The 14754-nt window shown below is 47.8% G+C and carries 12 protein-coding genes; 3 read left to right on the top strand and 9 right to left on the bottom strand.

What is annotated here, in order from left to right; genetic code table 11:
- From INQ51_RS22635 to INQ51_RS14160, 3 genes are read right to left on the bottom strand one after another with little or no spacing between them, the layout of a single operon-like run.
- Positions 1-1572 carry a polyprenyl synthetase family protein gene (locus INQ51_RS22635; RefSeq protein ID WP_317207963.1) on the bottom strand — a complete coding sequence of 524 codons (1572 nt, stop codon included), beginning with the start codon at positions 1570-1572 and terminating at the stop codon, positions 1-3.
- Positions 1573-1577: 5 nt separating this feature from the next.
- The gene (locus tag INQ51_RS14165; RefSeq protein ID WP_233378627.1) at positions 1578-2753 is read right to left on the bottom strand and encodes a radical SAM protein; all 1176 of its coding nucleotides are present in this window, start codon (positions 2751-2753) and stop codon (positions 1578-1580) included.
- Entirely contained in the window at positions 2734-3516 is a 783-nt protein-coding gene (locus tag INQ51_RS14160) for an ATP-binding protein (protein ID WP_233378626.1), read from the bottom strand. The genes INQ51_RS14165 and INQ51_RS14160 overlap by 20 nt, the downstream gene beginning before the upstream one ends.
- Before the next feature lie 227 nt (positions 3517-3743).
- Here INQ51_RS14160 and INQ51_RS14155 point away from each other — a divergent pair, with 227 nt between their 5' ends.
- Positions 3744-4166: a VOC family protein gene (locus INQ51_RS14155; RefSeq protein ID WP_233378625.1), complete on the top strand. Its 423-nt coding sequence runs from the start codon at positions 3744-3746 to the stop codon at positions 4164-4166.
- A gap of 20 nt (positions 4167-4186) precedes the next feature.
- Positions 4187-5467, top strand: coding sequence for a haloacid dehalogenase-like hydrolase (locus INQ51_RS14150; RefSeq protein WP_233378624.1), 1281 nt, complete (start codon positions 4187-4189; stop codon positions 5465-5467).
- A 310-nt stretch (positions 5468-5777) separates the two neighbouring features.
- Here INQ51_RS14150 and INQ51_RS14145 read toward each other — a convergent pair whose 3' ends face one another.
- The 3 genes from INQ51_RS14145 to INQ51_RS14135 form a co-directional block, all read right to left on the bottom strand.
- On the bottom strand, positions 5778-7235 hold the full coding sequence (locus tag INQ51_RS14145) for an aminoacyl-histidine dipeptidase (protein WP_233378623.1): 1458 nt from the start codon (positions 7233-7235) through the stop codon (positions 5778-5780).
- A 48-nt stretch (positions 7236-7283) separates the two neighbouring features.
- Positions 7284-8672, bottom strand: a complete 1389-nt coding sequence (locus tag INQ51_RS14140; RefSeq protein WP_233378622.1) for an MFS transporter — start codon at positions 8670-8672, stop codon at positions 7284-7286.
- Between the two features lie 109 nt (positions 8673-8781).
- Positions 8782-9909, bottom strand: a complete 1128-nt coding sequence (locus INQ51_RS14135; RefSeq protein ID WP_233378621.1) for a DUF4831 family protein — start codon at positions 9907-9909, stop codon at positions 8782-8784.
- A 208-nt stretch (positions 9910-10117) separates the two neighbouring features.
- Here INQ51_RS14135 and aat point away from each other — a divergent pair, with 208 nt between their 5' ends.
- Positions 10118-10783: a leucyl/phenylalanyl-tRNA--protein transferase gene (gene aat / locus INQ51_RS14130; protein ID WP_233378620.1), complete on the top strand. Its 666-nt coding sequence runs from the start codon at positions 10118-10120 to the stop codon at positions 10781-10783.
- A 38-nt stretch (positions 10784-10821) separates the two neighbouring features.
- Here the strand turns inward: aat and INQ51_RS14125 are convergent, their stop codons facing one another.
- From INQ51_RS14125 to INQ51_RS14115, 3 genes are all read right to left on the bottom strand, one after another.
- A complete protein-coding gene (locus INQ51_RS14125) occupies positions 10822-12066 on the bottom strand; it encodes a radical SAM protein (RefSeq protein WP_233378619.1) in 1245 nt (414 codons plus the stop codon).
- Between the two features lie 437 nt (positions 12067-12503).
- Positions 12504-13160: an HAD family hydrolase gene (locus INQ51_RS14120; RefSeq protein ID WP_233378618.1), complete on the bottom strand. Its 657-nt coding sequence runs from the start codon at positions 13158-13160 to the stop codon at positions 12504-12506.
- An 81-nt stretch (positions 13161-13241) separates the two neighbouring features.
- The gene (locus tag INQ51_RS14115; protein ID WP_233378617.1) at positions 13242-14750 is read right to left on the bottom strand and encodes an NAD(P)H-hydrate dehydratase; all 1509 of its coding nucleotides are present in this window, start codon (positions 14748-14750) and stop codon (positions 13242-13244) included.
- Positions 14751-14754: the final 4 nt, after the last annotated feature.

The following is a 14754-nucleotide window of genomic DNA, read 5'->3' as shown; positions in this document are numbered from 1 at the left end:
CTACGATTTGAATACTTTACCCATCACTCCGTACAAACTCAGCCGCAGCTTCCGGTTCTCCAGCCGATTAAGCTCGGCGTAACACCTTTGCACATATTTGTCCAGGTATTTATCTGCCTTTGTTTCCGTTTCATGAGTATTGAAACGCTCAAGCAGCACCTCAAAATTACCGCTTTGAATGATCTCTGAAAACGACGGAGAATGCCCGTTGATACTTTGCTTTAGCAACGACAACAGGAAGGGAAAATCAAAAGCGTGCTTCCGGTCGTTAACCTCGCGGAGTTCATTCAGATCATCGCGGATCTGGTAGGCAATGCCAAAACACTCGGCAAACTGCGCCAAAACTGCCAATTCGTTTTCCGGGGCATTCCCGGCAATGGCACCGGTTAGCAGCGCCACTTTCACGGCTTCCCCGGTTTTTTGCTCAAAAATCTTCAAAATATCCTCCACCGATTTTTGCGCGATATTCTGCGACAAAAGAATGTCAGCGCCCTGTCCTTCCGACAAATTCAGGTGCGAGTTGGCCACCACTTTCAGGCACTCGGCCTTTACTTTTGAATCGCACGGAGCACCTGCCAACAACTGGTAACCTTTACCGATCAGGTAATCACCAATGTTAATAGCCACCGGGATTCCGGCCGTTTTATGCAACGCAGGCTGATCGTAACGAAAATCCTCATCGTCCTGAATATCATCGTGCACCAGCGAAGCTTTGTGAAAACACTCGATGATCACTGCCAGCGCCTGCTGCACTTCCTCCAGAATCTCGCCTGAATAGGATTGATACGCAAGCAGCGCCAGCAAAGGACGCATCCGTTGCCCGCCCAAAGCCATGGTAGTCCGGGCGAGTTGTTCGGTTTCGGTATCACCGCAAAAATATTTTTTTAGCTTCTCTTCCGTAAAGTATTCTTCCACCTGGTTTCGAATCACCGAAACCGAAAGAGGCCTTGATTCGGCTTTATCTGTGATCTGATCAATCTCGGAAAACAACCAGTCGTAATCGAGCGAAGTATTGCTGCAACCATTGTACAACAGCGGCAGCCCAATAACCGGAACAGCAGCCCGCGAAACCGGCTCAAACGAGTTTTGCAAAACCGGCATGCAACTCACGCCAATTACTGCATCGATCGAACCTTCTTCCACCAGGCCAATGGCAACCGTTGTTCCCTCGGCCACCAGTGTTGAATAGCCCAGTTCTTCGGCTTTTCCAATAATATCGTCAATCTGACAACCTTTGCACCCGGCACAGATCAACCCCAGTTCATCAAAAATGCCTTTGCACTGCAGGTTATTCCGCAAACACTGCGGCAGCAACAGCAAACGGCGGTGAAAAGGCGTCGCATTCACTACCTCGCGCCAGGTTTCGTTGCCCAGCAAAACGATGGTAAAATCAAGAAACTCCTCATCCATATTAAGGAGAAAAAGCAGCTCCCTCGACTTTGCCTCCAGCAATTCAAAAGAAGCCGGTGGCAAGATTCTATTCCGTTCAGCAAACAAAACGACTTCCTTCCGCAATAATTCACGGATTCGCTTGTCCGTCGGGACTTTCAATATGCGTTTTTTTGCTGTCATATCTTTTAACCGTAAGCGCCCAATCCAAAGAAGGCGCGTTTTTTGGCAAAGCGGTAAATCCATCCTTTTTCAGGCACCGGGACTCCCGAGCCGTGACTCGGAACCGGCGGCATTGCCCGTAAACGTGCGGCTTCGTTCTCCCTGCCGGAAGAGTCAGCCGCCTTGTGCAGCTCTGCCACATCCACCAGCCAGCTTGGATCTTCCATCACAATACAACCCGAGGTTTTGTGCGGAATATCATTTCGTAAAGTCTGCAAGAACGCAGATTCCCTGTATATATTTTCCAGCGGTTTATCGTTTACATTCTCGGCTGCAAACTGAATAACAGGGCAAGGCTCCACAAAACCCGAAGCATTGATGTGGTGACTTAATCCGGTAGCAGCCGGGCAAAGTCCGTTGCCGTCCTGATCCCAATAGGCATCGATGATGGCAATATCGAATTGCGAACGGGCCTCCACCATAAACTGCCGCAACTTTTGAATTTCCGCTTTATCCAAAGCTAACTCAACCGTTGAATCGGCTCCCACCGGGCGGTAAATGTAGTACCAGAGGTAAGCCACATTTTTCTCAATCAACGAGTTCACAAAATCGGCCGACAGGGCCAGATCGATGTTTGATTTGCAAACGCTCATGGCCACACCGGTGATCAAACCTGCGTTGGTTGCATTTTCAACGGCTTCCACCGTACGGCGAAACACATCTTTTCCGCCCCTGCGGACATCCGCCACCACTTCATCGCCTTCAAAACTGATCAGCGGCGTTACATTCCCCAGTTTCCGAAGCTCGTTGGCCACTTCCGGAGTCAGCAAAGTTCCGTTGGTAAACAGTTGAAAATAGCAATCCGGATGCTTCTGCAACACTTCGAAAAGCGGTTTGTAGGTGAGCGGTTCACCACCCAGTATTCCAAAGAAATACGAACCTTTTGCTTTCGTCTCTTCAATGATCCGGTTCAGTGTTTCGGGCGACATGCGGGCGTTTTTCTTTTTATGCGTCACCCAGCAGCCCTGGCAATTCAGGTTGCAGTCGTCGGTAACCGAAATAAAATGAAACGCCGGAAAGAAATCGCCTTTTTTCAGTCGCCGCTGGTAACGCGCAAAACTAAGCGAGCCCTTCACCCCCATGTTGTACACAAACTTGTACAGGCACTTTCTGTCGGTATTTTTAAGAATCCTTTTTATCATTCCGTGTAAAATCCAGTCCCGTTTTAAATTCTTCCAGGGCTTTTCTGCGCTCCTCTTCCGCCTGTTCAACAACTCCCTGTCTGAAAATGTTGCGCCGGTTCTGGTTGCGCGCATTCAGGGTCATAAGGAGGCTTCCCTTATCGATGGCAATCTTTTGTCCGTTGGGTTCGTCGCCGGCCAACACCGTGGTTTCAGCCAGCCGCGGAAACATAATGGCCGAAGTGGGGCACGTACGTCCGCAAGCCGGGCACTGATCCTTGCACGCCAGCGGATCCACCACTTTCAGGCTTTTCCGGTCGTAACTGTAAACGCCAAATAAGCAAAAACGGGCACATTTCCCGCAAAGCGTACACAGCGACTCGTCGATCACCGGAAACCACGCGGGCACATTCAAATCAGTGATCTGTACCTGGTAGCGCGCTTCTCCCTTTTGAATCTGGTAGTCATTTTCGAGCTTCGCAAAGATCTTTTCAGCCGACAGTTCCTTAAAATTCAGCACCTCAACATCGCCCATTTCAATCCCGTTCTGACGAAACATATTCCGGACAGCACGCGGATAACAAGCCACGACGATCTTTTGCTGAAACGCTTTTCCGATCGTATTCAGCACATCCTTTTCATGGATCGTCATCGCACAGAGATCCTGCAATTCAAAAACATCGGTATCGAAATTCCGCAAGCCTTCAGCCATTTTATCCAACGATTCGGAGGATATCACCTTGGCCTTACACCGGCAAAAAAGCACACATGTTTTTCTTTCCATAAACTCTTCGGACAGGCAGACTAAATAACCAAAAATTTAGGCAAAACAAAAATGTATCCTGCAGAAAAGCGAGGTACGGGGATGTATTTAGAACTGATGCAGATTATTCTTATTTTAATAGGGATATAAAAGAATATAGTCTCCATATTACGCTGGATTTCTTACTTTTGAAAGCAGCCTTCGTAATTCAAAAGATGGCAAAACCACCATAAAAAAGCAGAGATAAAATGAAACCACGCTTAAACATCGTCACACTTGGGGTGAAAAGTCTGCCCGAATCCCGGTCATTCTACAGAAATGCATTGGGTTGGGAGCCTGCTACCGGCAGCGACGAAAACATCGTTTTTTTCAACCACGGCGGAATCGTCCTGGCGCTTTACCCGCTCGATAAATTAGCCGAAGACGCTGAAATTCCGGCTGAAAGATCCGGTTTTTCGGGTGTTACGCTGGCCATTAACCAGGATTCGAAAGACGCCGTTAATACAGTATTTGAGCAAGCCGTAAAAAACGGTGCCAAAGTGCTGGTGGCTCCCCGCGAGACTTTCTGGGGTGGCTACGATGCCTACTTTGCCGATCCCGACGGGCATTCGTGGGAAATAGCCTGGGCGCCGTTCTGGGAATTTGATGAACAAGGCAGTTTGAAACTTTAAACCAAAAAAATACTAATCGAATGAGAACTTTCACATTCTATCTTTTACTTGCCGCCTTTGCGATCAACTTTGGCTGCTCGCAGCCAGCAAAACAATCGGCCAAACTGGGCGGCAACTGGGATGCCTTTAACCGGCAACAACTGGAAAACCTGATCAATCAATACGGGAAAAACTCCGGCGATTACAATCCCGACCAACCGCCTTATGCGGTTTTTGACTGGGACAATACTTCGATCTTTCTCGACATACAGGAGGCAACGCTGATCTATCAGCTCGAGCACTTTCACTTTGGCTGTACGCCGGAGGTTCTTGAAGAAGCGTTACGCACCGGCATTGACACCAAGGTAGCGCTTGCCGACCAGAACGAAGCGGGAGAAAGCATCACTGCCGAGCAGGTTATTACGGATATTCTTGCCAGTTACAACTGGCTTTTTGCCAACTACGCGGAGCTGGGAGGAAGCGGTTCGCTTTCGCTCGAACAGGTAAAAGAAAACCCGCATTATGCGAATTTCACCACCAAAGTACGTTTTCTCTACGACGCCATATACAATACTTTCAGCGCCGATGTTTCGTATCCATGGGTGACCTACCTGTTTTCCGGGCTCGATTCGGCACGTGTTACAAACATGACCATTGAAACCGTTAAGTGGCAGCAAAACCAGCCCATCGAAAAAATAAGCTGGGTAAGTCCCGGGGCAGAAGAACTCGCGGGGCAATCGGCCGGGCAGGTAAAAATAACCTGGAAAAACGGGTTGCGGCTGGTACCCGAAATGCAGGAGCTCTATCACCAGCTGCGGGATGCAGGTTTTGATGTTTGGGTATGCTCGGCCTCGTTTGTGGATGTGGTGAAAGGAATTGCTTCTTTTCCTGAATTCGGGTACAACCTCGATGCCTCGCATGTGATTGCCATGGAACTGGAGCGCGACTCGGCCGGGGTCATTTTACCGGAATTCCGCAAGGACTATTTTCAAACACAGGGGCGTGGAAAAACAGCTGCCATTACGCGTTTCCTGGCAGGCGAAAACGGCAGGTACGGCTACGGGCCGGTGCTTATTGCCGGTGACAGCGAAGGCGACCAGGACATGCTGGCAGACTTTGAAGACCTGAAAGCCGGCCTGATTTTTAACCGGTTGAAAGGAAAAGAAAAACTCCTGGGCAAACTGTCGGAAAATGCGGTTGACAGCTACCAGCACAACAACGCCACGTACCTTTTGCAGGGGCGCGACGAAAACCTCGGAGTGCTGATTCCTTCGCAGGGCACCGTACTTTTCGGGGAATCAAGCGGGCAAACGCTTCCGTAAAACTGGCTGAGGGGCAAAAAAACGCGCGATCGACGGCAAAAAATACAAAAGCGACCCGGCGGAATTGAAAAGCGACCCGGCGGAACGCATGAGAGGCCGGTCGGAACGCAAAAATGCCCCGTAGGAATGCAAAAGTGACTTGAAGGAATGCAAAAATGCCCTGTAGGAACGCAAAAATGACTCGTCGCCATGCATGAGAAGCGGGTAGGCAAACAAAAAAGATGTCATTCATCGCTTGACGAATGACATCTTTTTTAGGATTTGGCGGTTTTAAGTCACCAAATCGGATGCGATTGAAAATCGAATCTCCTTATTTTACAGGAACGTTCTCCAGTGTATCCACCAGAAAATCCCAGTATTTCTGTACGGTTTCGATGTTTACTTTTTCATCCGGAGAGTGCGGATACTTGATGGTTGGCCCCACCGAAATCATGTCCCAGTTGGTGTAAGTAGCCCCCAGGATACCACATTCCAGTCCGGCGTGCATCGCCAGCAGCTGCGGTTGTTTGCCAAAGCGTTTTTCGTACAGGCCTTTCATTTCTTCCAGGATTTCCGAATTCACATTGGGTTGCCATCCCGGATAGCTGCCTGTCAGCTCTACCTTGGCACCTGCCAGTGAGAATACAGCTTCCAAACGGGTAGCCAGCGCCAGTTTTGCGGTTTCAGAGAAACTGCGAACCAGACAGGAAGCCACCACTTTCTGATCATCCGACTTCACAATGGCCAGGTTGGTAGATGTTTCCACGGTTCCGGGCATGGTGTCGCTCATCCGAACCACGTCGTTAGGAGCCGCCCACACAGCGTTGGTCAGCTTTTTCTGCAACGATCCGGCCATTCTTGTTTTTGGCAACTCTGTTTCTTCCAGCGCTACCGACAAGCCCGGCTCCACGTTGATCAGTTCGGCTTTTACCGCTTCACCGATTTCGGCCACCAGGGCAGCCAGTGCCTCGGCTTTTTTCGGTTTAACCAGCACCACACCAAAGGCTTCACGCGGAATGGCGTTGCGCAGGCTTCCGCCCTGAATATCGGCCAGTTTTACGCCCAACTGCTCACCGGCAGCTTTCAAAATACGGAAGAATACCTTGTTGGCATTTCCGCGGCCCAGGTGAATATCCACGCCCGAGTGCCCGCCTTTTAATCCGGTAATGCTCAGTTTATAGGCTGCGTATTTCTTGTCGGCCTTTTTTGTTTTGTTTTTGAAAGTAGCGGTTACATCGATACCTCCGGCACATCCAACGCTAAAAACGCCTTCGTCTTCGGTATCGGTATTAATCAGTATATCGGCATCCAGCAAGCCGGCTTTTAAACCGTTGGCTCCGTCCATACCGGTTTCTTCGGTCGCAGTCAGCAACACTTCAATGGGCCCGTGCTTGATCGTAGTCGAGGCCAGCACCGCCATCGCCGATGAAACACCGATTCCGTTATCGGCTCCCAAAGTGGTTCCGTTAGCGGTTACCCACTCGCCATCAATGTAGGCTTCAATCGGGTCGTTCACAAAATCATGTTCCTTGTCGCTGTTTTTTTGCGGAACCATGTCCAGGTGCCCCTGTATCACTACCGTTTTCCGGTTTTCCATTCCCGGTGTTGCGGGTTTCTTGATGATCACATTTCCGACTGCATCCTTGATGGTTTCCAGTCCCAGGTCTTCACCAAATTTTACCGCCCATTCCTGAATTTTTTCTTCGTGCCTCGACGGACGAGGGATTTGCAGCATCTGGTCAAAAACACTCCAAACCTCGGTGGGTTGTATATCCTTAATTTGTGTCATGTAAACTGTAATTTAAAATGTTTGTCTATCTAAAACCTCCAACATTCATTATTGTTTGATGTTGGGCAATTCTAATCCGTAGCCTTTGCGTTTATCTTCCAATTTCAGCAGAAGCGCGGTAATCAGTGCCAAAACGGTCAGCACCACAAAAATGGTCCAGGTAGTCTGGTAATCGTAATTGATAGCTTCGCCTGCGGCTTTTGCTTCGGCTACTCCCGGGTTGGTTTTATCGAGCACAATACCTACTGCCAGCGGAATTCCCCACAAACCAAAGTTTTGTACCCAGAATATAAAGGCATAAGCACTTCCCAATTGTCTTTCAGGAATAATTTTCGGAACCGATGGCCACATAGCAGAAGGCACCAGCGAAAATGCAATACCCAACAGAATTACGTTAAAGAAGGCAGCAACCACGTTGGTAATAAAAGGCAGGTAGAAAATTCCATGAACGATGATCAGCAAAACAGCTCCCAGAATCATGATCGAAGCACCTTTTCCTTTTTTGTCGTAAATACTTCCGAAGATCGGTGTCAGCAACATGGTTCCGAAAGGCACCAAACTTGGCAAGAACCCTGCCCAGTCTTCACTAACGCCAAATTTGTTCACCATCAAATCGGGACCGTATTTGTAAAACGGGAAAACGGTGGAATAAAAGAATACACACAGTAGTGCAATCAGCCAAAAACCCCAGTTTCCAACGATCACCAGCAAATCAGAGAATTTAAAGTCATCGCCGTGAGCGCCGTCTTCTTCCACAATTTCTGCGTCGAGTTTTCTATCCATGATGTTGTAATAGAAGAAACCGACAAGGCCTAAAATCAGGAACACCACCACAATAAGAATGGTAGTAGGCACATCGTATGTATTGGCGATTTTGGCACCAAATGCGAGCGGAGCAAACGAACCTACGCGGGCAATCGCTACCTGCATACCCATCGCAAGGGCAATTTCTTTTCCTTTAAACCACTTGGCCACAGCTTTCGAAACGGTGATCCCGGCATATTCCACACCCACGCCAAAAACGGCGAATCCAAATCCGGCCCAGAAAACCTGGGTGGTTAAATCCAGATCCACAAGCGGAATATGAATGATCTCATCCGGACTTCCGATCAATCCTTTAAAGGCGGCGAATTTAATGGCCCCACCAATGATCATGATCAGTGCCGAGCTAATGGTACTAAAACGAATTCCGAATTTGTCGAGTAAAATACCGACGATCACCAACATCATCAGAAATACGTTGAATAAACCATAAGCGCTGGTTATAAAACCAAAGTCGGAACTGTTCATGGCCAGCGTACGCTCCATTATTGGTTTAAGAGGCGAAATTACCTCGGTGAACATGTACCCGGCGAACATTGTAAACGACAATATTACCAGGGCAGTCCATCTTGCCTTCTTCGAATCGCGAAGAGTCTGCTTAATCGCATTTGTCATACCTATAATTTTAAATGAATTTTTCTGAGCAGATAAAAATAAGAAAAATTAAATACCGCCAAAATGACGATACAGAAAAGGGTAGCCTTCCGACTACCCTTTGTTGTTCTTATTTCTTTTCAACTGATTTGATCGCTCCTGTTTCGGGATGAAAACTGACTGCATAAGCGCCGTTTAGCAGTTCCTCGGGCAAAGGCGCCACCACGCCCAATTGTGCGATGGTTTCGCGGGCGGTTGCCAGCGTATTCATTTCGTAAGAAACTTTGATGTTGGCCACACCCGGCATCCGGTAATAAACACCGCTGCTTCCTGCATCGGGATTATCTGATTTTGCATTGCTTGTATACTGTTCGGCCAAACCGGGCACAGCTTCCAACTCGATCATCACCGGTTTTCCGGATAAATCGGTGGCAGGAACCACCCCGTTTTCATCGGAAATGCGGAAAACCACCGCCGGATTTTTGTCTTTTGTCCCGGGAACATAGTCAACACTAAAGCTTTCTTTTTTATACGTGGTTCTTCCCACAAACAGCGTAATGTAGTTTTGTTCTGTTCTTTTCAGTTCTTTCAGGCTTACCTCGTAGGCTTTCCCGTCCGGGTATTCACCGTCGATCCGCAATGCTGCCAGGTCGTACTGGTTCATGCGGGCATTCAGGATCCGGCGGGCAGCTTCGGCTGCTTTCTGCTCCACACTCACCTTTGTGGGTCTGAAATTATTCGACGAATCTCCCTGGATCACAAAAGGCGTATCGGAAAAATAATCAAAAGAGAAACCATCTTCACGATCGGGTTTTTGAGCCGCTTTGTTCGACATGCAGACCTCGGGAAGTGCTTCTGTGTTAGCGGAGTTAATACCGGCAATACAACCGTTGGCAGCTAAGCTCACTAACAAAGCGCCATCTCCCATTGCCTTGTGTACCTGCTCCGGATCGGGTTCTGAAAAAGTTTTGATTTTCACTTCCGAAATCACCCATTTGGTAGAAGGACGCGTTTGGGCATCTTTAATTCCCAGCAGTTGTTCGGCATAGGCAGCATAAGGCCCCGGCTCGAACTTTTCGCGCACAGCCTCTATTTGCAACTTTATACCGGTACGCGGCAAAGCGTAGGTAATTCCTTCCACAAAATAAGGCGTTACGCCTGTTTCATCTTCTTTCTTCTTTTTCTGTCCAAAAGACGGAATAACAATCAGCAGTGCCAGCGCGAGCACCAGGTATTTCTTTGCATTCATTCTGTACATCTCTGTCATTTTTTGTTATCTGAACTTCGGTTTACGCTACCTTACTTTATCTCACCCGTTTAACGCCGAGACAAGATATGTTGTAGTAGAACACCAAAAATATCAAAATTATTTTGATGCGGCCACGAAAATTCAAAGCGACAACGGTTAAAAGCAAAAACCAGGCGGTTGCGCTACCTACTGGCAGCCCGATTTCCTATATTTGCGCATGATGATAGAATTTCCCGATCCGAATTTAGCCGATGATGAAGGACTGATAGCCATGGGCGGAGAACTCACGCCCGAGTTCCTGCTATCCGCCTACCTCCAGGGAATATTTCCGTGGTTTTGCGAAGACGAACCTATTCTGTGGTGGTCGCCCAATCCCCGAATGGTATTGCTGCCCCAGGAGTTTAAGCTCAATAAAAGTTTGCGGCAAGTCATCAATAAAGGAACTTTTGAATTGCGGGTTGATACCGCATTCAGGGAAGTGATTACCAGCTGCAGCAAGATCAAAAGAAGTCACGAGGATGAAACCTGGATCACGAACGACATTATTGAAGCCTATGTAAAACTGCACGAGCTGGGGTACGCCCATTCCTTTGAAAGCTATTTTGAAGGAGAGTTGGCAGGTGGTTTATACGGCCTTTCATTTGGCAACTGCTTTTTTGGAGAATCGATGTTTTTCACCAAATCCGATGCCAGCAAGGTAGCCTTTTATCACCTGGTGCAATTTGTCCTGAAACACCAGTTTGCTTTTATCGACGCTCAGCAACCCACCAATCATTTAGCAAGCTTGGGAGCCAGACCCATTCCCCGAAAAGACTTCCTCGAAATGCTGGAAGTTGCCAGTCAGAAAGAATCACTGCAAGGCAAATGGACCGATTTGGTGTAGAGACAAGCATGCATTAAAACGCACACCCGAATAAATAATCAATATTCTCTGAGCCCTTTTTCGATGTATTCCAGTTGCCAGATTCGGAACAACAAAGGATCGGTTGGAATTTGTTCCGGTTCACGGGCCAGTAAATCTTCTACCGCCTTTCGGTCTTCATCGTCAATCAAAGTAGGTTTCAGAACTCGCTCTTTTAAGTAGAAATATTTCTTCCCTGCCAGTTCAAATTCAGTCACGGTATTTGTTTCGGGCTTCACATCAAATATTCTGAAAGCTTTGTAGGAAATAGCTTTCCCGTCGTATTCTCGAATGTAACCGTTTTGGGTGAGCACCTCATCGGGACCGGCCAAAGCATGCGCCAGCCGTGTTCTGAAACCGGCTTTCTGAAAGCGGTTTTTGAAATAGAATGAACAATAATTGATACCGATATCCAGGCTCTTTTCGCGCGCAGCATTTAGTATTTCAAGTGCGGCTAACTCCGATTCCAGCACAATCGGATGCTCAGCATGAATGTAGCTGTAGTTCCGCTTGCTCAAATGTTTCACATTGTGCGTAGTTAAACGCAACTGGTGAAGATTCAGGTTGGTCACCCCGGCTTCGATCATTTGCGGGAGCAACTTTATCAGCTGGTCTTTTCGCTCCGGTACCGCCGGAATTTCGATGGTAACATTGGGAATGATCCCTTTGGCCAACCTTAGCTTGTCGAGGCTGAATCCGGTAGCTCCAATATCAAAACGCACCTCGTTGATCCCGGCTGCCGCCAGTTTCCTGAACTTCTGCGCTTCACCCAAAATACCGTTGGTGTACATCCAGGTGTAAACTTCGGGCTTGCACCTCTTTCTTACCTGTTTTAAATATTCCAGCGTGCGGTCGAAAAACAAGAGAGGTTCTCCCCCGCTAAAACTCACACCTTTAAAATTGAAATGATTGATGTATTCAGCATAAGCCTGCGAATTTGCAAATGTCAGATTCTGGGTGGTGGGTACATCATCAGAAAGCTGCGAGGCCGGACAGTAAAAACACGAAGCATTGCACTTGCCGGTTATAAACAAACAACTCCACTGCCCCAGGCCGCACAATTTGCAACCACCCGAAATCCGGTTGTAGTAAGGTTTTGTGTCCTTGAAAAGCAGGTTACCGTTCAGCTTAGCGGTAAGTTCATCTCTTTTTTCCTGGGCTTCGCGGGCGTTGTAGGTATTCAGCCATTTCAAGTCACTCCACGCAGCAAATTCGGTTTTGTTCCTGTTCACCAGCGAATTCAACCAGTTGTAATAAGGTTCCATAAAAACAGTTCAGTATTTAAGAATGAACGAATGAAAAATGGGGGTAAGAAAATGGAACCGGGAAATCAGAGTTCGGAAAAGATAAACATGAACATGAGCATCTTCTCCCTGTAAAAACAGGCAGCCCGGGTTTTGGCTATGTAATTTTTATCGTTCATGTTCTGCTTAACAGAGAGGCAAATGTAAGCAAAAGCAACATACAAAAATCATCTTCGAGAAAGATGAACGAAACCGCTGAAGTCTGTTGAATCAGAAAGGAGCGATGAATGATGAATACCGATTAACGATTGCAGATTGAAAAGCGGTGACAAACTTCGACTCCGCTATGTATGACAGTCATCCTGAGCGAAGTCGAAGGATGCATTCTTTTCAGTTGGGTTCATTTTTTCCTGAATGCAACAAAACTTAACTGCTATCAGGCAAGTTTGCGACCGGCCCTAATTCATAAAAACATTCCGGTCAACCTGTTCAAAGTGCGTAATGATGGAATAATTGTATTTACCGAATCGTTCGGACGTGCCGTTTACCACCACAACATTGCCAGCCCCGGCATTGCGGGCAGCCTCCACACCCGATATTGAATCTTCGAAAATGGTTACACCGGGAGCCGAGAGTCCCAGTGCATGAATGGCTTTGTTAAAAAGATCGGGATGCGGTTTTCCGCGACTGGTGCCGTCGTTGAAAATAATACGATCGCGGCTGAAATAATCCAGCAAACCCATGTGCTGAATAAAAAACTCGACATTGTTTTTGGCCGATGCCGTGGCAATGGCTAGCGGCACATTGTTTTCTTTCAGAAAGTGAATCAGCTCCAGTGCTCCGGGTGCCCATTCCATGCCTTCTTCCAGACACATTCTGCGGTAAATCACCTCTTTTTCTTCGGTCAAACGATCCACTTCTTCTTCGCTGCAAGGGCGTTTAAACAGGTACTCGAAAGTATCTTTTGCATTTACTCCGTGCATCCAGGTATCTTTTTCCTCAGCACTAAGTTCCAATCCGTAATTGACCAGAAATTCATCCCACGATCGGTTCTGAAGTTCGGTGTCCCAGAAAAGTGTCCCGTTAAAGTCGAATACAACGCCTTGCTTTTGCATTTTTAGAAGTTTTAAATATATCGATTAAGTATTGTTCACAATTTTATTGTTAAACGCGGAAGGGGGAAAAATAATATATTTTCAATCCATTATTTTCCGGAAAGCCTCCCCCATTTCTTCAACAAGGTCTCCGGCAATCAACGAAAATTCGGTTCGTTTTTTAGCAGCCACATCCCCTGCAAGACCGTGAAGAAAAACGCCCGTCAGGGCAGCTTCTTCCGGCGACATTCCCTGGGCCAGCAAGCCAAGAATTACGCCCGTGAGCACATCGCCACTGCCAGCGGTAGCCATACCGGGATTGCCGGTTGAATTAAAAAACAGCCGACCGTCGGGCAGTGAAACCGATGTGCAGGCGCCTTTCAAAACCACCACGCAACGGTACTTTTTTGAAAAATCCAGCTGCTTATGAATATATTGGTATGAGTTTTCAGCTTCTCCCACCAACCTTCGAAATTCTCCCGGATGCGGTGTCAGAATTGAACCTTCGGGAAGTTTCTCCAACCACTCCTTTTGCAGGGAAAGGATGTTCAAAGCATCGGCATCTATCACCAGGGGAACTTTTGCACTTTCGAGCAAGGCACACAAAGCTTTCCACGTGTTTTGTTTCTGATCGAGCCCGGGCCCCACACCAATGGCAGAATAAGGTTCCAGTTTGGGAAACTCGGTAAAAACCGAATCGTGCTGATCGACACTGGCCATTGCCTCGGGCACCGCTGTTTGTAAAATGGAATACCCCAACCGAGGAATATGCGTGGTCAGCAAACCAACGCCCGCCCGCAAACAGGCTTTTGAAGCCAGCACAGCTGCCCCCATTTTACCAAAACTTCCGGCAATCAGCAAGGCATGCCCCAAGGTTCCCTTATGCTCAAACTTTGATCGCACCGGGATCATTTCCTGCACCTCCTCTTTTTCCAGCCAATGAAAAAGGGATTCTTCTTTTTCAATTCCATCGGGATGTAAACCAATCGGCAACACTTTCCACCGCCCCACGTACTGCTCGTTCTCAGCCAGCAAAAAACTGATTTTTGGAAACTGAAAGGTCAGTGTAAAATCGGCCCGGACAATATGCTCCGTATTGCCGGTATTGTCTTCTCCCATCAATCCGCTGGGAATATCGATGGCAATAATGGTGTTGGTGGTCTGATTCAGGAAATCAACAACTTCTGCAGGAAAACCTTCTAATGGGCGGCTCAGCCCGGAGCCAAACAAACCGTCCAAAATCACATCTGCTTCCTGCAACTCAGGAAAATCTTCCACTTCCCGAATGTGCGACAATTTCACCCGGCCCTGTTCCTCAAGCCGCTGCCAATTAATCGCCCGAGAACCTTTGAGTTCCTTTCCAAAATCGAGTAAATAAACTTCGCAATTGTAATCCAACCCGGCCAGCTGACGGGCTATGGCCAGCGCGTCGCCTCCGTTGTTTCCCGGCCCGGCAAAAATCATCATCCTTTGTTCGGTGGAAAAACGATGAACAATCCAGTTGGTAATTTGCAGCGAGGCACGTTCCATCAGATCGATATCAGCAATGGGTTCGTTTTGAATGGTGTATTGATCCAGTTGGGCAATTTGTCTTGTGGAGAAAAGTTTCATCGAC

It is taken from the genome of Maribellus sp. CM-23, from assembly GCF_021354595.1.
In the GTDB taxonomy this organism is placed as follows: domain Bacteria; phylum Bacteroidota; class Bacteroidia; order Bacteroidales; family Prolixibacteraceae; genus Draconibacterium.
The sequence above is the reverse complement of the archived record's forward strand: the minus strand, read 5'-3'. Positions and strand labels throughout refer to the sequence as shown.